This window comes from Microbacterium salitolerans (genome assembly GCF_019720895.1).
In the GTDB taxonomy this organism is placed as follows: domain Bacteria; phylum Actinomycetota; class Actinomycetes; order Actinomycetales; family Microbacteriaceae; genus Microbacterium.
The window spans coordinates 333850-355604 of the sequence record NZ_JAHKSH010000005.1 but is presented as its reverse complement, the minus strand read 5'-3'; the positions used below and the strand labels follow the sequence as shown (position 1 = coordinate 355604).

14 protein-coding genes and 1 riboswitch are annotated in these 21755 nt (G+C 69.1%); of the genes, 10 read left to right on the top strand and 4 right to left on the bottom strand.

Annotated elements, in window-relative coordinates:
* Positions 1–6 precede the first annotated feature (6 nt).
* The 5 genes from KOL93_RS13655 to KOL93_RS13635 all read left to right on the top strand — a co-directional run bounded on the left by KOL93_RS13655 (position 7) and on the right by KOL93_RS13635 (position 6854).
* A complete protein-coding gene (locus KOL93_RS13655) occupies positions 7–1299 on the top strand; it encodes an ABC transporter substrate-binding protein (RefSeq protein ID WP_260406567.1) in 1293 nt (430 codons plus the stop codon).
* A gap of 3 nt (positions 1300–1302) precedes the next feature.
* Positions 1303–2436 (top strand): carbohydrate ABC transporter permease, encoded by a 1134-nt coding sequence (locus KOL93_RS13650; protein ID WP_221585941.1) that lies wholly within the window; start codon positions 1303–1305, stop codon positions 2434–2436.
* On the top strand, positions 2436–3365 hold the full coding sequence (locus KOL93_RS13645) for a carbohydrate ABC transporter permease (RefSeq protein WP_221585940.1): 930 nt from the start codon (positions 2436–2438) through the stop codon (positions 3363–3365). Before KOL93_RS13650 ends, KOL93_RS13645 begins: the two co-directional genes overlap by 1 nt.
* A gap of 89 nt (positions 3366–3454) precedes the next feature.
* Entirely contained in the window at positions 3455–5170 is a 1716-nt protein-coding gene (locus tag KOL93_RS13640; RefSeq protein WP_221585939.1) for a glycoside hydrolase family 13 protein, read from the top strand.
* Positions 5171–5210: 40 nt separating this feature from the next.
* Positions 5211–6854 (top strand): glycoside hydrolase family 13 protein, encoded by a 1644-nt coding sequence (locus KOL93_RS13635; RefSeq protein WP_221585938.1) that lies wholly within the window; start codon positions 5211–5213, stop codon positions 6852–6854.
* Positions 6855–7017: 163 nt separating this feature from the next.
* Here the strand turns inward: KOL93_RS13635 and KOL93_RS13630 are convergent, their stop codons facing one another.
* Positions 7018–9801 (bottom strand): sigma-70 family RNA polymerase sigma factor, encoded by a 2784-nt coding sequence (locus KOL93_RS13630; RefSeq protein WP_221585937.1) that lies wholly within the window; start codon positions 9799–9801, stop codon positions 7018–7020.
* 307 nt (positions 9802–10108) lie between these two features.
* Positions 10109–10402: an META domain-containing protein gene (locus tag KOL93_RS13625; protein ID WP_221585936.1), complete on the bottom strand. Its 294-nt coding sequence runs from the start codon at positions 10400–10402 to the stop codon at positions 10109–10111.
* Positions 10403–10660: 258 nt separating this feature from the next.
* On the opposite strand from KOL93_RS13625, the gene KOL93_RS13620 reads away from it, so the two are divergent.
* Positions 10661–12682 (top strand): S1 family peptidase, encoded by a 2022-nt coding sequence (locus KOL93_RS13620; RefSeq protein ID WP_221585935.1) that lies wholly within the window; start codon positions 10661–10663, stop codon positions 12680–12682.
* Positions 12683–12965: 283 nt separating this feature from the next.
* On the top strand, positions 12966–15074 hold the full coding sequence (locus KOL93_RS13615; RefSeq protein ID WP_221585934.1) for a S1 family peptidase: 2109 nt from the start codon (positions 12966–12968) through the stop codon (positions 15072–15074).
* A gap of 144 nt (positions 15075–15218) precedes the next feature.
* Here the strand turns inward: KOL93_RS13615 and KOL93_RS13610 are convergent, their stop codons facing one another.
* A complete protein-coding gene (locus KOL93_RS13610; protein ID WP_260406566.1) occupies positions 15219–15620 on the bottom strand; it encodes an META domain-containing protein in 402 nt (133 codons plus the stop codon).
* A gap of 101 nt (positions 15621–15721) precedes the next feature.
* Positions 15722–15810, top strand: a riboswitch (ZMP/ZTP riboswitch).
* Positions 15811–15848: 38 nt separating this feature from the next.
* Here KOL93_RS13610 and glyA point away from each other — a divergent pair.
* Both glyA and KOL93_RS13600 read left to right on the top strand, forming a co-directional pair.
* Positions 15849–17147, top strand: coding sequence for a serine hydroxymethyltransferase (glyA, locus tag KOL93_RS13605; protein ID WP_221585933.1), 1299 nt, complete (start codon positions 15849–15851; stop codon positions 17145–17147).
* A 96-nt stretch (positions 17148–17243) separates the two neighbouring features.
* Positions 17244–18125: a bifunctional methylenetetrahydrofolate dehydrogenase/methenyltetrahydrofolate cyclohydrolase gene (locus tag KOL93_RS13600; protein ID WP_221585932.1), complete on the top strand. Its 882-nt coding sequence runs from the start codon at positions 17244–17246 to the stop codon at positions 18123–18125.
* 24 nt (positions 18126–18149) lie between these two features.
* Here the strand turns inward: KOL93_RS13600 and KOL93_RS13595 are convergent, their stop codons facing one another.
* A complete protein-coding gene (locus tag KOL93_RS13595) occupies positions 18150–19613 on the bottom strand; it encodes a helix-turn-helix domain-containing protein (protein WP_221585931.1) in 1464 nt (487 codons plus the stop codon).
* Positions 19614–19743: 130 nt separating this feature from the next.
* Between KOL93_RS13595 and KOL93_RS13590 the strand changes: the two genes are divergently transcribed.
* Positions 19744–21600, top strand: a complete 1857-nt coding sequence (locus tag KOL93_RS13590; RefSeq protein WP_221585930.1) for a phosphoenolpyruvate carboxykinase (GTP) — start codon at positions 19744–19746, stop codon at positions 21598–21600.
* The last annotated feature ends 155 nt before the right edge of the window (positions 21601–21755 follow it).

The following is a 21755-nucleotide window of genomic DNA, read 5'->3' as shown; positions in this document are numbered from 1 at the left end:
CTCTCAATGGGAGCGCTCTCTGCCACAGCGCTCGCGCTCGCGGGATGCTCGGGCGGTCCCGGTGTCTCCGGCGGTGATGAGGGCGGCGGATCCGAGGGCGAGCAGAGCGTCACGGTGTACGGCACCATCGTCGATGCCGAGGCGGAGCTCCTCGAGGAGTCGTGGGCCGACTGGGAAGAGGAGTCGGGCATCGACATCGTCTACGAGGGCTCGCAGGAGTTCGAAGCGCAGATCGCCGTGCGCGCCCAGGGCGGCAATCCGCCCGACCTCGCGATCTTCCCGCAGCCGGGGCTGTTCACCGATCTCGCGGCACGCGACTACCTCGTGCCCGCTTCCGATGGCGTCGTCTCGAACGTCGAGGAGTACTGGAGCGAGGACTGGGCCGGCTACCTCACGTACGAGGACGAGATCTACGGCGCGCCCCTGATGGCGAACATCAAGGGCTGGATCTGGTACTCGGTTCCCGCGTTCGAGGAGAACGGCTGGGAGACTCCGACATCGTGGCAGGGGATGCTCGACCTCACCGAGCAGATCCGGGAGGACACCGATCAGCCGCCGTGGTGCGTCGGGTTCGGATCCGACGCCGCGACGGGCTGGCCGGGGACCGACTGGATCGAGGACCTCGTGCTCCGCTCTGAGGGCACCGACACGTACGACGACTGGGTCGCGAACGAGGTGCCGTTCACCGACGACGCCATCAAGAGCGCCTTCGAAGACACGGGCGAGATCCTACTCGACGACCAGTACGTCAACGCGAGCTTCGGCGGCGTGAACTCGATCGACTCGACGCCGTTCGGTGACGTCGCGATCCCGCTGGCATCGGGCGACTGCATCCTCTCGCACCAGGCGTCGTTCCTCGAGGGCTTCCTCATCGATGCGGGCGCAGAGGTCGCCGAAGACGGCGACGTGTGGGCCTTCATGATGCCCCCGTACGAGGAGGGCGGCGAGACCGCACTCACCGGCGGAGGCGAGCTCGTCGGCGCCTTCAACGACGACGAGGCGACCGTGCAGGTGCAGGAGTACCTGTCGAGCGCCGAGTGGGCCAACTCGCGCGTCGCGCTCACTGGCGTGATCAGCGCGAACTCGGGACTCGACCCCTCGCTCGCGTCCAGCCCGATCCTCGAGGAGTCGGTGGCGCTCCTGCAGGATCCCGAGACCACGTTCCGATTCGACGGATCCGACCTCATGCCGGGTGCCGTGGGCTCCGGAACGTTCTGGCAGGGCATGCGCGACTGGGTCGGCGGAACCGAACTCGACCGCGTTCTCGAGCAGATCGAGTCCGGCTGGCCCTCCGAGTAGGTCATGGCGGCTTTCCTCGAGTGGCTCAGCTATCTGTCGCCGTGGGCGCAGATCCCGCTCATCATCGGGGTCTTCGCTCTCGCCGTCGGCGCGCTGCTCTTCTTCATCGAGATCGCGCCGCGGCAGGGGCGGGTGTACACCCTCATCCGCCTCGCCGCGTGCGTGGTGCTCCCGCTGCTCCTCCTGTGGATCCTGCAGTCCTGGTGGTGGGCGATCATCGGCGCCGGCGTGCTCGGCGTGCTGTTCTTCTGGCTCGATCAGCGAGGGAAGCGGGGGCCCGGGTACCTGTTCCAGCTGTTCGGGTTCCTCGCCCCGGCGCTCGCGCTGCTGGTCGTCGGCCTGATCTTCCCGGTGATCCAGACGTTCGTGCAGTCGTTCATGAACTCGAGCAGCAGCCAGTTCGTCGGACTCGACAACTACACCTGGATCTTCACGCAGCCACAGGGCATCCGCACGGTCCTCAACACGATCGTGTGGGTGCTCGTGGCGCCCGTGTTCTCGACGGTGATCGGTCTCGTGTACGCCTACTTCATCGACAAGACGCGCGGCGAGAAGATCTACAAGACGCTGATCTTCCTCCCCATGGCGATCTCGTTCGTCGGCGCGAGCATCATCTGGCGCTTCATGTACACGGCGCGTCCCGCCGACCGCGAGCAGATCGGATTCCTGAATCAGGTGATCGTGTGGCTCGGCGGTGAGCCGGTGCGATTCCTGCAGGTCGAGCCCTGGAACACGTTCTTCCTCATCGTCGTGTTCGTGTGGATCTACACGGGCTTCGCGATGGTCGTGCTGTCCGCTGCCATCAAGGGCGTGCCGACAGAGCAGATCGAGGCGGCGCAGCTCGACGGAGCGAACGCGTTCGAGCGCTTCACGCAGGTGATCGTGCCGGGGATCCGCTCGTCGATCATCGTCGTGCTGACGACGATCGCCCTGACGTCGATGAAGATCTTCGACATCGTGCGCACGATGACGGCCGGCGGCAACAACACGTCGGTCGTCGCCAACGAGATGTACTCGCAGTTCCGCGTGTTCGAAGCGGGGCGCGCCGCGGCGTACGCGGTCGTGCTGTTCCTGCTCGTGCTCCCGCTGATCATCTACAACGCGAGGCAGACCAAGAAGCATCGGGAGGCGGTGTGATGAGCGAAACGCGCACTGTCACCACGGCGGGGGCGAAGCCGCGCGCCCTGCGGGATGTGAAGCGGCGCCTCACCTCGCGGTGGGCGACGCTCGCCGCGATCATCATCGCGATCGTCTGGACGCTCCCGACGTTCGGCGTGCTGATCTCGTCGTTCCGCCCGCAGAACGAGATCCAGACGTCGGGCTGGTGGACCGCCTTCCAGAACTGGGGGTGGACGCTCGAGAACTACTCGGAGGCGCTGTCCACGAGCATCTCCGGGTTCAACATGGCGCAGGGGTTCGTCAACTCGCTCGCCATCACGATCCCGGCGGCCATCATCCCGCTCATCATCGCGACGCTCGCGGCGTACGCGTTCGCCTGGATGGACTTCCCCGGCAAGAACCTCCTGTTCGTGTTCGTGTTCGCACTGCAGATCGTGCCGATCCAGATGGCGTTCATCCCGCTGCTGCAGCTGTTCTCCCGCGGCGAGGTCTTCGGGTTCCCGGTGATCCAGGCGTTCGGGGCGGCGGGGTACGCGCAGGTGTGGATCGCGCACACGATCTTCGCGCTGCCGCTCGCGATCTTCCTGCTGCACAACTTCATCGCGCAGATCCCGCGCGACGTCATCGAGGCGGCGCGCGTCGACGGCGCGAGCCACGGGCAGATCTTCTTCCGCATCGTGCTGCCGCTGTCGATGCCCGCGATCGCCTCCTTCGCGATCTTCCAGTTCCTCTGGGTGTGGAACGACCTGCTCGTCGCGCTGATCTTCGCGGACGGCGCCGTGGCGCCCGTCACGAAGCTGCTGGCGCAGATGGTCGGCGAGCGCGGCGGCGACTGGCACCTGCTCACAGCGGGCGCGTTCATCGCGATCGCGGTCCCGCTGCTCGTGTTCCTTCTGCTCCAGCGGTTCTTCGTGCGCGGTCTGCTGGCCGGCGCCGCGAAGGGCTGACGCGACGGACGCCTCGGCGTCGGCTTGCGTCCCGGTCCTGTCGGACGACAGGATCGGGACAACGGTCGCGACACGAAGGGGCAACCGCGATGGCACTGGGCGACGAGTGGTGGCGCGAAGCCGTCATCTATCAGATCTATCCCCGTTCGTTCGCCGATGCGAACGGCGACGGCGTCGGTGATCTGCCCGGCGCCCTCACCCGCATCGACGATCTCGCCGACCTCGGCGTCGATGCGATCTGGTTCTCGCCCTTCATGCGGTCTCCGCAGCGCGATGCGGGATACGACGTTGCCGACTACCGCGACATCGATCCGCTGTTCGGCACGCTCGTCGACTTCGACGCGTTCCTCGCGGCGGCGCATGAGCGGGGGATCCGCGTCATCGTCGATCTCGTCCCGAACCACTCGTCGGTCGCGCACGCCTGGTTCCAGGAGGCGCTGGCGGCGGGCCCCGGATCCGCGGCTCGCGAGCGATATCTCTTCCTCGACGGCCGCGGATCCGACGGCGAGCTGCCGCCCAACAACTGGGAGAGCGAGTTCGGCGGATCCGCGTGGGAACGCATCACCGAACCCGACGGATCCGCCGGCCAGTGGTACCTGCACCTGTTCGACAGCTCGCAGCCCGATTTCAACTGGCGGAACCCGGAGGTGCGGGCCGAGTTCCTCGACATCCTGCGGTTCTGGCTCGACAGGGGAGTGGACGGCTTCCGTGTCGACGTCGCGCACGGCCTCATCAAGAAGGAGGAGATGGGCGACCACCAGAAGCCATCGAACTCCGGCCCGATGGGCAGCAGGGACGACCTCTCGCCCTACCGCGGCCAGCCCGAGGTGCACGACATCTTCCGCGAGTGGCACCAGGTGATGGCCGAGTACGAGGGCGACCGGGTGCTCTGCGCCGAGGCATGGCTCTCGACGGCGGACAAGACGGCGCTGTGGGTGCGCCGCGACGAGATGCACCAGGCGTTCAACTTCGGCTACCTCATGACGGGGTGGGATCCGCAGGCCCTGCGCGACGTCATCACCGAGTCGCTGCGCGCGTACCCCGCCGTCGGCGCGCCGGCGACGTGGGTGCTGTCGAACCACGACGTCATCCGCCACGCGACGCGACTGATGCTGCCGCCCGACCAGGATGACGGAATCGGCCCGCGCTCGCCGCGCATCCCCGAGCACGAGACGGGCCTGCACCGGGCGCGCGCGGCGACGATGCTCATGCTCGCGCTCCCCGGATCCGCGTACCTGTACCAGGGCGAGGAGCTGGGGCTGCCTGAGGTCGTCGACATCCCGGACGAGGCGCGACAGGATCCGACATTCGCGCGCACGCAGGGGCGCCGCTACGGCCGCGACGGCTGCCGCGTGCCGATCCCGTGGACGGCGGGTGCGCCCTCCGCGGGGTTCAGCGAGACCGGCGAGACCTGGCTGCCCCAGCCGGAGGGGTGGGATGTGCACGCGCGCGATGTCGAGCGAGCGGATCCGGGATCCACCCTCAACCTGTATCGGCGGCTCCTGCGCGAGCGGCGCGCCCGTCGTCTGGGTCGCAGCGTGCTCGTGTGGATCGACGATGTCGGCGAGGACGTGCTGGCGTTCCACAACCACGACATCACGGTCGTGGTGAACTTCGGCGAGCAGCCGTTCCCCCTGCCGTCGGGTCAGGTGATCGCCGCGAGCGGCCCGCTCGCGGACGCGCATCTGCCAACCGATACGGCCGTATGGATCGACTCGGGCGGCGTGCCGATCGGCCCCGAGACGGGCGGTGTGCCGATCGTCCCCTCGGACATCGACGACCTCGTCGAGAAGTACGGCGGCTGATCGCTTGCGCGTCGCCGTCGCAGGGCACGATCATCGACGCATGACGACTCCCCGTGCCGAGTGGTGGCGATCCGCCGTCATCTACCAGGTCTACCCGCGCTCGTTCGCCGATGCGGACGGCGACGGCATCGGCGATCTCGCCGGGGCGCTCTCGCGCATCGACCACCTCGCCGACCTCGGCGTCGACGCCGTCTGGTTCTCGCCCTTCATGCCGTCGCCCCAGAAGGACGCGGGATACGACATCAGCGACTACCGCGACATCGACCCGCTGTTCGGCACGCTCGCCGACTTCGACGCGTTCCTCGCGGCGGCGCACGAGAGGGGGATCCGCGTCATCGTCGACCTCGTGCCGAACCACTCGAGCGACCAGCATCCGTGGTTCCAGCAGGCGCTCGCCGCGGCTCCTCGTTCCCCCGAGCGCGCGCGCTACATCTTCTCCGATGGCAAGGGGCCGCGCGGCGAGGAACCGCCCAACAACTGGCCGTCCTTCTTCGGGGGATCCGCGTGGACCCGCACGGTCGATCCGGATGGGTCGCCCGGCCAGTGGTACCTGCATCTGTTCGACAGCTCGCAGCCCGACTTCAACTGGCAGAACGAGGAGGTGCGGGAGGAGTTCCGCAGCATCCTGCGGTTCTGGCTCGACCGTGGCGCCGACGGCTTCCGCGTCGACGTCGCGCACGGCCTCGTGAAGGATCCCGACCTGCCCGATCACGACACCACCCGCACCGGGGCGATGGGCGGCCTCGGCAACGAGGCCCCGTACCTCGCGCAGGAGGGCGTTCACGAGATCTACCGCGACTGGCGGCGGCTGCTCGACTCCTACGACGGCGACCGCGCGCTCTGTGCCGAAGCCTGGCTGCCCACGCTCGCGCAGGTCGCCCTGTGGGTGCGACCCGACGAGATGCATCAGGCGTTCAACATGAACTACCTGGGCACGCCATGGGACGCCGAACGTCTGCGCGCAGTGATCGACGAGTCGCGCGAGGTGTTCGGCGCCGTCGGGGCGCCGTCGACCTGGGTGCTCTCGAACCACGACGTCGTGCGCCACACGTCGCGGCTCGCGCTCCCGGCCGAGGAGCAGTCCGTCGCTCTCGGACCCGACTCCGCGGTCCTTCCCGACCCGGTGATCGCTCTGCGCCGCGGCCGTGCGGCGACGATGGTGATGCTCGGCCTCCCCGGATCCTCCTACCTGTATCAGGGCGAGGAGCTCGGGTTGCCCGAGGTGACGGAGATCGCCGATGACGAGCGCCAGGATCCGCGCTTCTTCCGATCGGAAGGCGAAGCCTACGGGCGCGACGGATGCCGCGTCCCCCTTCCCTGGACGGCAGATGGCCCGTCGCACGGCTTCAACGACACGGGGGAGTCGTGGCTTCCGCAGCCGCCGCACTGGGGGTCGTTCGCGCGCGACGCGCAGATCGCGGATCCGTCGTCGACGCTGTCGCTCTACCGGCGGATCCTCCGGCTGCGCCGCGAGCACGGCCTCGGCACGGGGGACGTCGAATGGATGGACGGCGCCGGCGACGACGTCCTGGCGTTCCGCAACGGCGACGTGATGGTCCTCGCGAACCTCGGCGAGGACCCCCTCGCGCTCCCGGAGGGCCACGCGATCGCCCTCAGCGCGGACCTCGAGGAGGGGCTGCTGCCGCCCGACGCGGCGGCATGGGTCGTGCCTGCGCGTTCGTGAGGAGATGTGCCGGATTGAGGAAGCTCCCGGGCAGGCGGATCCTCAGGAGCGCGCATCTCCTCAGGAGGGTGCGGGGTGCGTTGCGCGAGAAGTGCGTTCGTGAGGAGATGTGCTGGATTGATGATGATCCGGGGCGGGCGGATCCTCAGGAGTGCGCATCTCCTCAGGAGGGTGCGGGGCCGTCCGCCTCGCCGAAGTCGCCGATCGTGAAGGCCGATACGTCGTCGCTCTCGACGCGGGCGCCAGCGTCATCCTGTCCGATGTAGCGGAGGGCGATCGGGTTCTCCGTCGAGAGGATGCCGACGCGCAGGGTGTACGTCGCCCTGCCGCTCTCGTCGAGCGTCAGGTCGACGTCGGTCGTCTCGGAGATGCCGTCGATCAGGCCCGTGAAGCGCAGGTTGAGCGTCGCACCGGGCGCACCAGTGAGGTCGAGCGCGTAGTCGTTCGCCAGGAGGCCCGGCGGATCGACGAGCGTGGCCGCCGCGATCGCCGGCGCGCCCTCGGGGAACAGCGCCTCGGGCGCGGGCTCCTCGATGGTCACTGGCTCGGACGCGGTCGCCGTGCTCTCCTCGTCGGCGATCGCCGTGACGAAGTAGGTGTACCTGCCGGGCGCGAGATCGGTCTGCTCGAGGGCGATCTCGGCCGTTCCCTCGGCCACCACGTGTGCGGATCCGAAGCCGGCCGAGCCATCGGCGCGGTACACGTTGTACATCTCGGCGTCGTCGACCGGCGTCCACTCGACGCTGATGCTCGTATCGACGGCGACCGCGACGACGTCCTCCGGAGCGTCCGGGGTCACAGACTCGGGCTCAGGCGTGGGATCGGGAGTCGGATCCGGCGTGGGCTCCGGCTTCGGCTCGGGACTGGGGTCGGGCGTGGGTGTCGGCTCGGGCGCAGGTGTTGGAGTGGGCGTCGGCGACGGGGCCGATTCCGGCTCCTTCACCGTCGCCTCGACGGCCTCGCTCGGGTCGCTCTCTCCGCCCGGACCGGTGGCGGTGACGAAGTAGTGGTACGTGCCGGGCTCCAGGTTCGCGTCGACGAACGAGGTCTCTTCGAGCGCGTCGATCTCTTCGGCGTCGTCGAACTCCTCGTCGCTGCCGCGGTAGACCGTGTAGTCCTTGGCGTCGTCGACGCCGTTCCACTCGACCGTGACGCTGTCGCCGTCGACCGACGTGACCACGTCCTGCGGCGCGGCGGGAGCGGCGGGCGCCGGAGGTGCGGGAGACGGGGTCGGCGTGGGCGTCGGACTCGGCTTCGGAGGCTCGGGGGCGGGCTCCGGGCCGGGGCGCGGCGGATCCGGCTGCGGCAGCTCGGGCGTCGGCTCGGGATCGGGCGTCGGCTCAGGATCCGGGGTCGGCTCGGGAGTCGGCGTGGGGTTGGGGGTGGGCGTCGGCTCGAGCGCGTGGAGCAGGTCGTCCCGCACGCCCAGGGCCGAGAGCGTCGTGGAGACGGGGACCTCGGCCGATTCGTCGTAGACGACCGAGACGGAGGCGTCGCTGCGCACCTGGTCGGCCGTGAGGGAGAACGTGAGGCTGGCGGATCCGCCGCCGTCGATCGTCGATTCCCCGGCCGATGCTCCGCCGACGGCGCGCAGGACGGACATCGCGGGCTGATCGCCCGAGCCGCCGGCGCCCGTCGAGCTGCCGTCGCCGACGCGGACGAGGACCGACGCGCCTGCCTCACCGCTCACCGCGAGCGAGACGGTGCGCGACTGCGCGTTGACCACGTGCGCTCCGGTGATCGCGAGGGGCGCCGTCGACTCGTCTTCGGAATCGTCCGCGTCGTCGGGCGCGTCGTCCGGCTCGGTGCTCTCGCTGAGGTCGTCGGATGCCTCGATCGACGCCTCGTTCGGTACCGGCGCTCCGCCGAAGGCATCGCCGGCGGCCGAGGGGCCGGAGGGATTCGCCGAGAACGACGCTGCCGCCACAGCTGCGACGACGGCAGCCGTCGCCACGCTCGCCGTGACCAGCCCGCCGACTGTCCACGCGGCGCCGGAGGAGGCGCCGCCGGAGGACCCGCCGCTCGCACCGCCGCCCGCGCCCGCGAGTGCGGCGCCGCCACCGGCGACGGCCGCGCCGCCGGTGGCGGCTCCCTCGACGACGGCGGGAGGCATGACAGCGAGGGCGACGAGGGCCTGCTCGCCGCGCTGCAGGGACGCGAGGTAGGCGCCGGCGGCCGGAACCCCGATCGCGAGGGGGAGGAGGATCATCGCGAGGCGGCTGCCGACGTCCTTCGCCTCAGACGCGACGATGGTGCAGCGCGCGCAGTCGGCGAGGTGCGCGTCGAGTCGCTTGCGGTCGCGCGATCCGACATTTCCGCGTGTGTGCGCGCCGAGGCGCTCGATGACCCACTGATGCTCGGACCCGTCTTCGACGGACGCGAGGTGCGCCTGGATCCACGCCTCACGGAGCCCTTCGCGTGCGCGAACGGCGAGCTGCGAGACAGCCGCCGACTTCATCCCGAGCAGGGGGCCGACCTCGCGCGGCTTCATCTGCTCGATCTCGGTGTACCAGAGCACTTCCTGCCAGCGTGTGGGCAGGCTGCGGAAGGCCGTGTGGGTGAGTCCGCGATCGAGCGCGGCCTCGGCGGCGTCGTCGGTCGTGGACGGATCCTGGATGTGATCCATCTCGTCGATCGCGACATCGCCGCGGGAGCGCCCCCAGGTCGCCGCCGTGTGCCGGATCGTCGTGAACAGATACGCGCGGAACGAGCCCGTCGGCCCGCCGCCGCGCTGCACGGTCTGGAAGATCTTGGCGTAGGCCTCCTGCACGAGATCGTCGGAGTCGATGCTCGACGTCACGCCTCGCGCGGCGGTGATTCCCGAGCGGTAGTGACGCGCCCAGAGCTCACCGAATGCCGCCGTATCGCCCGAGCGGGACCGCAGGACGAGGTCGCCATCCGACACGTCTGACACGTCTGGGACGTGCTCGTCGTGCGTGTCGGGCATGGTGCTCCTCGGGTTCGGGCGTTCGTATGATTCTCCCCCGCGAGGGTGCTTCGTGCCAAGCGGCGATCGATCTTCACCGCGGATGTTGTGCCTGACCAAGGGTTTCTAGGATCTGGAGAAAAACTTGCCGGAGTCGCGTCACGAAACGCGTGATCCGCCGTCTTGACGGGTGAGAGAGGCGTCGCCCGGCATTCGGGGGAAGTAAGACCGGGCGCGGCGAGGAACGTGGAGATCCTTCCCGAGTGGCGGCTCGCGGATCCATCGGGGGATGGGTGCGCGAGCCGCCTCATTTCGTCTGGTCGGCGGATCAGTCGCGCGTCAGTGCGCCGATCTCGGCGCCGGTCGCGTCGCAGACGCGCAGCGTGTCGCCGTCGAGTTCGAGCGTCTTCGCGGCGTGCAGCCAGCTGTCGACGCCCCGGCACGCACGCAGCGTGGAGAGCCCGGGGGCGAGGGTGATCGTGTCGCCGTCGAGCGTGTAACCGCCCTGCAGTCCGTTGCAGCCGTCGGAGCCCGAGTAGGTGCCGTCGCTCGAGAAGGTCAGTCGCGGCCGACCGTTCTCGGAGCTGAGGAACGTCGCACCGACGAAGGTCTGTGGGTCCATGGATCCCTCGCAAGACAGGTGTAGAAAAAATTTCAGTTTACGTCGATCTGTCCGCGGATTCTCAGGGAAGCGCGTGCCGGCGTCGCTGTCCCGTCATCGGCTGTTCAGAGATTTTTTCCCAATCTATCCGGATTTTTTGTATCGTGAGCATGCTGTGTCTGTTGGGGGAGCTAGGAATCTGCTGGGTCTTCCCGCTCGGGCATGTTGCAATCACATGTTGAGACGGCGACCCTGGTCGCCTCGGAAAAGGGGAAGCGCTTGAGCTCCACATTCACACGAAGCGCCCGCTTGGGTGCTGTCGGCGCCGCCGCGGCACTCGCCGCAGGCGCGCTGCTCGTCACACCTGCGATGGCAGAAGAGGGCGGCGCTCCGGCGACCCTCGATGAGATCGCCGCCGTCGCCTTCGACGCGGCGGGCGTCCAGGCCGTCACAACGGATGGCAGCCAGATCCTCATCAAGACGGTTCCTGAGGGGGACGCCGGAGAGGGCGGCATCAAGCCGTACTCCGCCGATGCGACCTCCGCCGAGGCCATCGCCCAGCAGTACTCGAATGTCGCGGTCCAGCAGCTGCCCGAGGCGATCAAGGCGTTCGGCGAGAACGACGTCGTCGGCGGCCAGGGCTACGCGTCCTTCAACGACGCGGGCGAGGGCGGCTACTGCTCGATCGGCTTCCCGGCATGGTCGCCGAACGGCGACCCGGCCTACATCTCGGCCGGTCACTGCACGGGTGACGGCGCGTACACGACGAGCTACCTCACCGAGCCCGCGACCGACCCCGCCAACGGCGGCGAGGGCGGCGTGATCTGGAAGGACCTCGGCAGCCTCGCGTTCGCGCAGTTCGGCGGTCCGGGCAACTCGACGTCGCAGGACACCTCCGAGCCCCTCACCGACATCGCGGTGTTCGATGTCACGAATGAGAACCTCACGCTCAAGCCGCGCATGACCGACTGGTCGACGGCCTCGCAGAACGACCTGTTCGCATCGTCGCAGCCGATCACGGGTGTCAAGAACGCCGCGCCGGGCGACCCGCTTCAGCGCAGTGGACGCACGACGGGCTACGCCGAGAGCGAGGTCTACGACGAGGGCTACGTCATGGTCGAGGACCGCATCGTCAAGGGCTTCGGTGCCCAGATCACGACGATCCCGGGTGACTCGGGTGGATCGGCGATCTCGAACGGTGCCGCGATGGGCGTTCTGTCGGGCGGCATCGAGGGCTACTCCTGGTGGGCTGACCTCGATCTCGGACTCGACCAGATCCGCGGAGCGGTCGGCGACTACCAGGTCATGCTCGACATCGCCGAGCCGGCCGTCGAGCGCGACATGACGGAGCGCGACGGATCCTTCACCGGTTCGGCACCGGCGAACTCGATGGTCACCATCACCGGAGACATCGAGGCCGAGGTTCCCGCGGACGACAGCGGATACTTCTCGTTCCCCGCGCCGAACGAGGTCGGCTCATTCGACATCTCACTGGTCGCGAAGCAGGGCTACAACGTGTCCGAGAAGGTGAACGCCACGGTCAAGACCAGCGAGATCACCGTCGACGCCCCGGGGATCACCAGCCCCGAGAACGAGATGAGCACGACCGAGGTCGTCACCGCGATCACCGGAACCGGCGAGCCCGGCGCCACGGTCATGCTGCAGGGCGATGCCGAGGGCACCGCGATGGTCGCTGACGACGGCACGTGGTCGGTTGAGACCGAGCTCGGCTTCGGCGCCTACACGGTCGGCGTGACGCAGGAGTTCAAGGGTGTGCAGTCGGAGGCCCGCTGGGTCTCGTTCCAGGTCGTTCCCGGTGCGCCGAGCATCGCGACGCCTGAAGACGGCGGCACCTACGAGGAGGGCCAGCTTCCTTCGGTGGTCGGCGAATCGGGGATCGAGGGCGCGATGGTCGACGTCTCGATCGAGGGCGACAACCTCACCGAGGCGCAGCTCGAGGCGCTCGACGCAGTCGGCGACACCGAGGTCGTCGGCGGCACGTGGATGGTCGACTTCAACGAGCAGCTCGCTCCCGGCACCTACACGGTGACGGCGACGCAGTCGACGGCTGGTGTCACCAGCGCCGCCGCTTCGGCGACGTTCGATGTCGTGGCCGCCTCCGAGGAGCCGGGTGACGGCAACGGCGGTGGCGAGCAGCCCGGTGAAGGCGGCGGAGACGATGATGAGCTCGCCGCGACGGGTGCCGACATGAATTCGATGCTGCCGCTCGCCGGTGGCGCCGCAGTCGCACTGCTCGCAGGTGGAGCGCTCCTCGCGCTGCGCCGCGCGGTCCGCGCCTGACGCACAGCTGAAAGACCCGCTGGGGCGGGGTGAGTCCACGTGACTCGCCCCGCCCCAGCGGCGTTCGCGTAGCAAACAGGTCTATGCGCGTGCCTGGAAGATTCGGCACGGAGCGCGAGTCATCTATAGGGTCGAGAAGCTGTGTCTGCTCCGTGCGCCTCGCACAAGGGACTGTGCCGCGCACCGGGGGACGTCAGCGAATTCACACGCATGAGGCGGCTTCGACCGCCTTCACACCGGGGAGAGGACTCTTTTGAGCTCCACAATCACACGAGGGATCCGCTTGGGCGCCGCCGGCGCCGCCGCGGCACTCGCCGCAAGCGCGCTCATCGTCGCGCCCGCCGCCGCAGCCGAGACCGCGCCGAAGAACGCGACGCTCGACGAGGTCGCGGTCGAAGCCATGCAGATCGAGGGCGTCGTCGGCGTCACGGTCGATGCGGACGGCATCATCACCGTCTCGACGCTGGAAGAAGGCGCGGAGGGTGACGGCGGGCTCGTCGCGACGTCGGCATCCGTGGCCTCGGCGAAGAAGCTCGAGGCGACGTACGACAACGTCGTGGTCGACACCGACGCAGAGCAGCTGGTGTCCGCGGCACAGGATGAGGTCGTCGGCGGCGCCGGCTACGTCATGGAGGACCCGTCCGAGCCCGGGTCGCTCTACACGTGCTCGCTCGGGTTCTCGGCATGGTCCCCGCAGGGTGAGCCCGCGCTGATCTCGGCCGGGCACTGCGCGAACGACGGATCGATCACGGACGTGTACCGCTCGGTTCCCTCCGAGGAGCAGGCTGTCGGCGGTCCCGGCTTCGTTCCGATGGATGCGCTCGGCACGTTCGGCTTCTCGCAGTACGGCGGCCCGGGCAACTCCGATGGCTCCGAGGGCGGCGCGACGTCGACCGACATCTCGATCATCGACGACATCAGCGGTGCGCTGACGCTGCGCCCCGAGGTCACCGACTGGACGACGGCAGGAAGCGACGACCTGGCAGCGTCGACCACCAAGGTCGAGTCGGTCGGCACCGCCGAGATCGGCGAGCAGATCGAGCGCAGCGGTCGCACGACGGGTCGCCAGACAGGCGTCGTCATCGAAGAGGGCTGGATGTCCGTCAGCAACCGCTGGGTGAAGGGATACGGTGCCGAGCAGACCGGCTCCGAGCCCCTTGTCCTCGGGGGTGACTCGGGCGGCTCCGTCGTTCAGGGCACCGAGGCCGTCGGCGTCACGAGCGGTGGCAGCGCGTCGGGTGACTACCTCTGGTACACGGATCTCCAGCACGGCCTCCAGGTCGCAGCGGATCAGGGCGCGGGCGAGTACCAGGTCATGCTCGACCTGGCCGAGCCGGGCGTCTCGAAGAAGACGGTCACGCGCGGCGGCACCTACACGGGCACCGCTCCCGCGGGCTCGACCGTCACGATCTCGGGTGACATCACCGCGACGGCGAAGGCCGACGCGAACGGCGAGTTCACGTTCCAGGCGCCCCGTGAGGTCGGTTCGTTCGACATCTCGCTCGTCGCGAAGCAGGGCTACAACGTCTCCGACAAGGTGAACGCCACGGTCAAGACCAGCCAGATCACGGTCGATGCTCCTGGCATCACGAGCCCCGAGAACGAGCTCACCACCACCGATGTGATCACCGAGATCACGGGCACCGGCGACGCCGGTGCGACGATCGCGCTCAAGGGCGACGCCGAGGGCTCGACCACCGTCAAGAAGGACGGCACGTGGTCGGTCGAGACCGAGCTCGGCTTCGGCGCCTACACGGTCGGCGTCACGCAGTCCCGCATGGGCGTCGAGTCTGAGGCCCGCTGGGTGTCGTTCCAGGTCGTTCCCGGTGCCCCGAGCATTGTGACGCCCGAGAACGGCGGCAGCTACGTCGAGGGTCAGCTTCCCGCCGTCATCGGCGAGTCCGGCATCGAGGGCGCGATGGTCGACGTCTCGATCGAGGGCGACAACGCCACCGAGGCGCAGCTCGAGGCGTTCGCCGAGGTCGGTGACACCGAGGTCGTCGGCGGCACGTGGATGGTCGACTTCGACGCGCAGCTCGCTCCCGGCACCTACACGGTGACGGCGACGCAGTCGACGGCCGGCGTCTCGAGCGCCGCGTCCGAGGCGACCTTCGAGGTCGTCGTGGCTGAGGAGCCCGCCCCGAGCCCCGAGCCCACGCCCGAGCCGACTCCCGCTCCCGAGGAGCCGGGTAACGGCGGCGGCGGCGAGGAGCCGGGCAACGGCGGCAGCGACGAGGAGCCCGCGCCGGCTCCCGCGCCGGAGCAGCCCGGTGACGAGCTCCCCGCAACGGGTGCCGACATGAGCATGATGCTGCCGCTCGCCGGCGGCGCCGCAGTGGCGCTGCTCGCCGGTGGCATCCTGCTGGCGGTGCGTCGCGCGATTCGCGCCTGACGCATCAGTGAGTGACCCGCTGGGGCGGGACGTCCTCGTGTGAGGACGTCCCGCCCCAGCGGCGTTCGCCGGCGCATGCGCAGACGAGAAAGCGGCCCGCGGATCCTCTGAGGATCCGCGGGCCGCGTCGTCGTGCGGCGCTGCTCAGTCGAGCGCGAGTGTGCCGATCTCGGCGTCGGAGCTGTCGAACACGACCATCGCGTCGCCATCGACCTGAAGCGTCTTCGCGTCGCGGAGCCACGTGTCGACCCCCTCGCAGGCCTTGAGCGTCGAGATGCCGGGGTCGAGGACGATCTCATCGTCGGTGATCTCGTACTCGCCCTGGAGACCGTTGCAGCCGTCCGTGCCCGTGTAGGTGCCGTCGTCGGCGAAGGTGAGCTGCGGCTCGCCCTCCTCCGAGCTGGCGTACGTGGCGCCGACGAGTGCGTCGGCGTCGACGGCCTCGCCGTCGGTCCCACCAGCGGAGTTCGCGGACGCGCAGCCGGCGAGCAGGAGCGCGGAGGCGGCGACGGCAGCGAGCGTCATGGCCTGTCGAGTGCGGGTCATGAGTTCTCTCCCCTCGGAACGCGGGGCGGGTGTCGCCCAGCTGCTCAACATCGTAATCGTGAACACCCGTCCTCGAGAGCGCGATGCGCAACCGGTATGATCGGACGCGTCGCGACTGGCGCCCGAGGTGGAAGACCACCGGGGAGCGGCACCTGAGAACGGCATTCGGCCGCGCGCCTGGGCCGAAGCGATCACCCCGAGCACCGCCCACGTCGTTCTGGAGCACGCATGACCGATTCCCTCTTCAACGCCCCCCTCACCGAGGTCGACCCCGAGATCGCGCAGGTCCTGCAGCGCGAGCTCGACCGGCAGCGCGGCTTCCTCGAGATGATCGCCTCCGAGAACTTCGTCCCGGTCTCGGTTCTGCAGTCGCAGGGATCCGTTCTCACGAACAAGTACGCCGAGGGCTACCCCGGGCGTCGCTACTACGGCGGCTGCGAGGAGGTCGACGTCGCGGAGAACCTCGCGATCGAGCGAGCCAAGAGCCTGTTCGGCGCCGAGTTCGCGAATGTCCAGCCGCACTCCGGCGCCTCGGCCAACGCCGCCGTCCTCCACGCGATCGCCCGCCAGGGTGACACGGTGCTCGGGCTGTCGCTCGACCACGGCGGTCACCTGACGCACGGCATGAAGATCAACTTCTCCGGCCGCCTCTACGACATCGTCGCGTACGGCGTCGACGCCGAGACGTCGCTCGTCGACATGGACGAGGTGCGCCGCCTCGCCCACGAGCACAAGCCGAAGGTGATCATCGCCGGCTGGTCGGCGTACCCGCGCCAGCTCGACTTCGCCGAGTTCCGGCGCATCGCCGACGAGGTGGGCGCGTACCTGTGGGTCGACATGGCGCACTTCGCGGGGCTCGTCGCCGCGGGGATCCACCCGAACCCCGTCCCGCACGCGCACGTCGTCTCGTCGACCGTGCACAAGACGATCGGCGGGCCGCGCTCGGGCTTCATCCTGACGAACGACGAGGCGGTCGCGAAGAAGATCAACTCCGCCGTGTTCCCCGGTCAGCAGGGCGGACCGCTCATGCACGTGATCGCGGCGAAGGCCACCGCCTTCAAGCTCGCGGCCACCGAGGAGTTCGCCGACCGCCAGAAGCGCACCGTGCGCGGCGCGCAGATCCTGGCGGAGCGTCTGCTGCAGCAGGACGTCGCCGACGCGGGCGTCACGCTGCGCTCGGGCGGCACCGATGTGCACCTCGTGCTGGTCGACCTGCGCGACGCCGCGATCAACGGCAAGGAGGCGGAGGATCTCCTGCACGAGGTGCAGATCACGGTCAACCGCAACTCGGTGCCGAACGACCCGCGCCCGCCGATGGTCACGTCGGGGCTGCGCATCGGCACGCCGGCGCTCGCCACGCGCGGATTCGGCGACGAGGAGTTCGCCGAGGTCGCCGACGTCATCGCGCGGGTCCTGCTGCCGGGTGCCGACATCCCCGCGCTGCGGGCGCGCGTCCAGAAGCTCGCCGATGCCTTCCCGCTCTACCCGAGCGTCGAGTCGGCACCGCAGGGCTACGCCGGATCCTGAGACCTCCTCGATCGCACCACGCAATATCACTATGGTGAGAGGGATGTTCGCGACGGCGCGAACCGCACGCCGCACCCGCTCGAAGAGGAGATTCGCATGACCGCTCAGGTTCTCGACGGCAAGGCCGCTTCCGCGGCGATCACACACGAGCTCACGGAGCGCGTGGCGGCGCTGAAGGAGCGCGGCATCACCCCGGGGATCGCGACGGTCCTCGTCGGCGCCGACCCGGCATCGCAGCTCTACGTGGGCATGAAACACAAGCGGTCCGTCGCGATCGGCATGAATTCGATTCAGCGCGAGCTGCCGGCCGATGCGTCGCAGCAGGAGGTCGACGCGCTGATCGACGAGCTCAACGCCGATCCGTCCTGCCACGGCTACATCGTGCAGCTGCCGCTTCCCCAGCACATCGACACCGACGCCGTGCTCGAGCGCATCGATCCGGCGAAGGACGCCGACGGGCTGCACCCGACGAACCTCGGTCGTCTGGTGCTGAACGTGAACGCTCCGATCACGACGCCGCTGCCGTGCACGCCGCGCGGCGTGATCGAGCTGCTCCTGCGCAACGACTACGACCTCAACGGCAAGCACGTCGTGGTCGTGGGGCGCGGCGTGACGATCGGCCGCTCGATCGGGCTCCTGCTGACCCGCCGCGAGATCAACGCGACCGTGACGCAGGTGCACACCGGAACGGTCGACATGAGTCAGTATCTTCGCCAGGCCGACGTCATCGTGGCGTCGGCGGGAGTGAAGCACCTCGTGAAGCCCGAGGACGTCAAGCCGGGCGCCGCCGTCCTCGACGTGGGCGTCACGCGCGAAGAGGATCCCGAGACAGGCAAGCAGAAGGTCTACGGCGATGCGCACCCGAGCGTCGCCGACGTCGCCGGATACCTCTCGCCGAATCCCGGCGGTGTGGGCCCCATGACCGTCGCCCTCCTCATGACGAACGTCGTCGAGGCCGCCGAGCGCACGCTCGACTGACGGCGGGCCGGCGCCGCGGCGGCGTCAGCCGTCGTGGCGCTCGAGGAACTCGAAGACGTCGCTCTCGGCGACGCCGGGGAAATTGCCGCGCGGGAGCGGGCTGAAGATGTGCGTGTGCACGCGCGCGCTCGGCCAGGCCTTGCCCGACCAGCGCTCGGTGACCGACGGATCCGGGCGGCGGCAGCAGCTCTCGTCGGGGCACGTCGACTGTGCGCGCTTCTGCGTCTCGCGGCCGCGCCACCACTTCGCGTCGTCGAACGGCACCCCGACCGTGATCGAGAAGTCGCCGGTGTCGCGGGATCCGGTCTGCGTCGCGCACCAGTAGGTGCCGGCCGGCGTGTCGGTGTACTGGTAGTGCTCGGTCGTGCGGTTCTGGCGTTCGAAGGCGTGACGGGCGGAGAACCGGCGGCACACGATCTGGCCCTCGACGGCGCCCGTGAGGTCCTGGGGGAGCGGCAGATCGTCGTTCTCGTAGACGCGCTCGATCTGCCCCTGGCCCCCGACGCGCAGGAAGTGCAGCGGCATGTCGAGGTGCTGCGTCATGAGGTTCGTCATGCGCATGCTGGCGGCCTCATGGGTCACCCCGAATGCGTCGCGAAAGTCCTCGACGGCGAGATTGCGCTCCTTCTTCGCTCCCTGCAGGAACGCGACGCCGTTCGTCTCGGGCACGAGGCAGCACGCCGCGTAGTAGTTGATCTCGAGGCGCTGTTGCAGGAAGTCGGCGTACGAGGTGGGCGGGCGGTGCCCGAGCAGACGGTGGGCCATCGCCTGCAGCGCCATCGACCGCAGACCGTGGCCGCCGGGGATCGACGCCGGCGGCAGATAGATGCGGCCGTTCTCGAGGTCGGTGATCGACCGCGTCGAGGTCGGCAGATCGTTGACGTAGATCAGGTCGAATCCGAGCTGCTCCGCCATGATGCTCACCGTCCGGTGCGTGAGCGCTCCGGTGGCATGGCCGGCGGCCGCGAGCTGCTTCTCGGCGAGCTGCTCGATGTCCGGCAGGTAGTTGTTGAGCTCGCGCATGCGCAGCCGCAGCTCGGTGTTGGCGCGGCGCGCCTCCTCGGGTGTCGCGTTCGCCTCGCGGTCGCGGCGCTGGAGCTCGCCGTGGAGACCGAGCACCGTCTCGATCGCCTCGTCGGTGAGGCCCTTCGTGACTTTGAGCGGGGGGACCCCCAGCTGCAGGAACGAGTGGCTCTGCTGTGCGCGCTCGAGTTCGATCTCGAGAGCCGCGCGCCGATTCGGCGGTTCGGCCGAGATGAGGTCGGTGACGACCGTGTCGGTGACCTCGGCGATCGCCTGCAGCAGCGTGAGCTTCGGCTCGCGCTTGCCGTTCTCGATCAGGCTGAGCTGGCTGCCGGCCACGCCGACCGCGGCGCCGAGCTCGTCGAGCGTCATGTCACGCGCGAGACGGTAGTGGCGGATCCGGTGCCCGAGCGTCTTCAGCTCGATGCGCGGGTTCGGGGCGGTGCCGGGCGTCGGGGAGCTCATTCCTTCAGCGTACCGAAAGAAATGTGATTCTTTCGACCTCAGATCGACAGAAGGACCGCACTGTGTGACCGATTCTTGATGTGCGGGCCGATGACGTGCCCGCACCTCGGAGAGACCAAAGGAGCGCACGATGGCCATCGCTGAGACCTCGACCGCCGCATCCGCCACGTCCGTCGCCGACTTCGGAGCGCGACCCGCGTATCAGGGAGAGGCGTTTCGGGCCCTCGTCGAATGGGTCGAGGAGATCGCGGCGCTGACGAAGCCCGATCGGATCCACTGGGTCGACGGATCGCAGGCCGAGAACGAGCGCCTCCTCGCCGACATGGTCGAGCAGGGCACGCTCATCAAGCTCAATGAGCAGTGGCGCCCCAACAGCTACCTCGCGCGCAGCGACGCCGGCGATGTCGCCCGCCTCGAGTCGCGCACCTTCATCTCGTCCGAGAAGGAAGAGGACGCCGGGCCCACGAACAACTGGGTCGCGCCGGCCACGATGCGCGAGACGCTCACGCCGCTGTTCGACGGATCCATGCGGGGGCGCACGATGTTCGTCGTGCCGTTCTCCATGGGCAAGGTCGGCGGTCCGATCTCGCAGCTCGGCGTGCAGCTCACCGACAGCCCCTACGCGGTCGCCTCGATCGAGGTCATGACCCGCGTCGGCGAAGAGGTCACGGCGCTGATCGCCGAGGGCTCGCCCTGGGTGAAGACCGTCCACTCGGTCGGCGCCCCGCTCGCGGACGGCGAGAGCGACGTCTCCTGGCCCTCGAACGACGAGAAGTACATCGTCCACTTTCCCGACAGCCTCGAGGTCTGGTCGTTCGGCTCCGGCTACGGCGGCAACGCGATCCTCGCCAAGAAGTGCTACGCGCTGCGGATCGCCTCCGTCCTCGGCCGCGACCAGGGCTGGATGGCCGAGCACATGCTCCTCATCCGCGTCATCTCGCCCGAGGGTCGGCACTACCACGTCGCCGCGGCCTTCCCCTCGGCGTGCGGCAAGACCAACCTCGCGATGCTCCGTCCGACGATCCCCGGCTGGAAGGTCGAGACGCTCGGCGACGACATCACGTGGATCCGCCCCGGGGACGACGGCCGCCTCTACGCCATCAATCCCGAGGCCGGCTTCTTCGGCGTCGCTCCCGGCACGGGCGCGACGACGAACATCACCGCCGTCGAGACGCTCCACGGCAACGTGCTCTTCACCAACGTCGCGCTCCGCGACAATGGCGACGTCTGGTGGGAGGGCCTCACCGACGAGGTCCCCGAGCACCTCATCGACTGGCAGGGCGCCGACTGGACGCCCGACAGCGGTCGTCCCGCCGCCCATCCGAACTCGCGCTTCACGGTCTCGGCTGCCCAGGCTCCGTCGATCTCCGCCGACTGGGAGGAGGCCGTGCCCCTCGACGCGATCCTCTTCGGCGGGCGTCGGGCCACGAACGTCCCGCTCGTCGTCGAGTCGTTCGGCTGGGAGCACGGGACGTTCATCGGCGCGACGATCTCGTCGGAGCGAACCGCCGCCGCCGAGGGCACCGTCGGCGAGCTGCGCCGCGATCCGTTCGCCATGATGCCGTTCTGCGGGTACAACATGGCCGACTACTTCGGTCACTGGATCGAGATGGGCGGGAAGGCCGAGCGGCTGCCTGCCATCTACCAGGTCAACTGGTTCCGCAAGAACGACGACGGCCAGATCATGTGGCCCGGATTCGGCGAGAACTCGCGCGTCATCGAGTGGATCGTCCGTCGCCTCGAGGGGAAGGCCGAGGCCGTCGAGACGCCCATCGGCCGCATCCCTGCCGAGGACGGCATGGATCTCGCCGGCCTCGACGTCCCCGACGAGACGATGCGGGAGATCTTCTCGATCGATCCCGACTCGTGGCTCGCCGAGGCCGACCTCACCGAGGAGTTCTTCGACACCTTCGGCGACCGCGTGCCGGCCGCGCTGCGCCGCGAGCTCGCCGCGCTCCGCGAGCGCCTCCAGACTGCGAAGGGCTGACCGCACTCAGTCTTCTTCGCCGAGCGACGCTCCGGACCGCACACCGGGGCTCGCACCCACCAGCGGCCCACCCCTTCCGATCCGGGGTGGGCCGCTGGCATGTCTCGTCCGCTCTGCGATGCCTGTCCTCTCACCCGCAGTCCCCTCGGGCCGCG

Bases quoted from the DNA above. Each gene is read 5' to 3' on its own strand.
- KOL93_RS13655 (WP_260406567.1), top strand. From the start codon at position 7: ATGGGAGCGCTCTCTGCCACAGCGCTCGCGCTCGCGGGATGCTCGGGC.
- KOL93_RS13650 (WP_221585941.1), top strand. From the start codon at position 1,303: ATGGCGGCTTTCCTCGAGTGGCTCAGCTATCTGTCGCCGTGGGCGCAG.
- KOL93_RS13645 (WP_221585940.1), top strand. From the start codon at position 2,436: ATGAGCGAAACGCGCACTGTCACCACGGCGGGGGCGAAGCCGCGCGCC.
- KOL93_RS13640 (WP_221585939.1), top strand. From the start codon at position 3,455: ATGGCACTGGGCGACGAGTGGTGGCGCGAAGCCGTCATCTATCAGATC.
- KOL93_RS13635 (WP_221585938.1), top strand. From the start codon at position 5,211: ATGACGACTCCCCGTGCCGAGTGGTGGCGATCCGCCGTCATCTACCAG.
- KOL93_RS13630 (WP_221585937.1), bottom strand. From the start codon at position 9,801: ATGCCCGACACGCACGACGAGCACGTCCCAGACGTGTCAGACGTGTCG.
- KOL93_RS13625 (WP_221585936.1), bottom strand. From the start codon at position 10,402: ATGGACCCACAGACCTTCGTCGGTGCGACGTTCCTCAGCTCCGAGAAC.
- KOL93_RS13610 (WP_260406566.1), bottom strand. From the start codon at position 15,620: ATGACCCGCACTCGACAGGCCATGACGCTCGCTGCCGTCGCCGCCTCC.
- glyA (WP_221585933.1), top strand. From the start codon at position 15,849: ATGACCGATTCCCTCTTCAACGCCCCCCTCACCGAGGTCGACCCCGAG.
- KOL93_RS13600 (WP_221585932.1), top strand. From the start codon at position 17,244: ATGACCGCTCAGGTTCTCGACGGCAAGGCCGCTTCCGCGGCGATCACA.
- KOL93_RS13595 (WP_221585931.1), bottom strand. From the start codon at position 19,613: ATGAGCTCCCCGACGCCCGGCACCGCCCCGAACCCGCGCATCGAGCTG.
- KOL93_RS13590 (WP_221585930.1), top strand. From the start codon at position 19,744: ATGGCCATCGCTGAGACCTCGACCGCCGCATCCGCCACGTCCGTCGCC.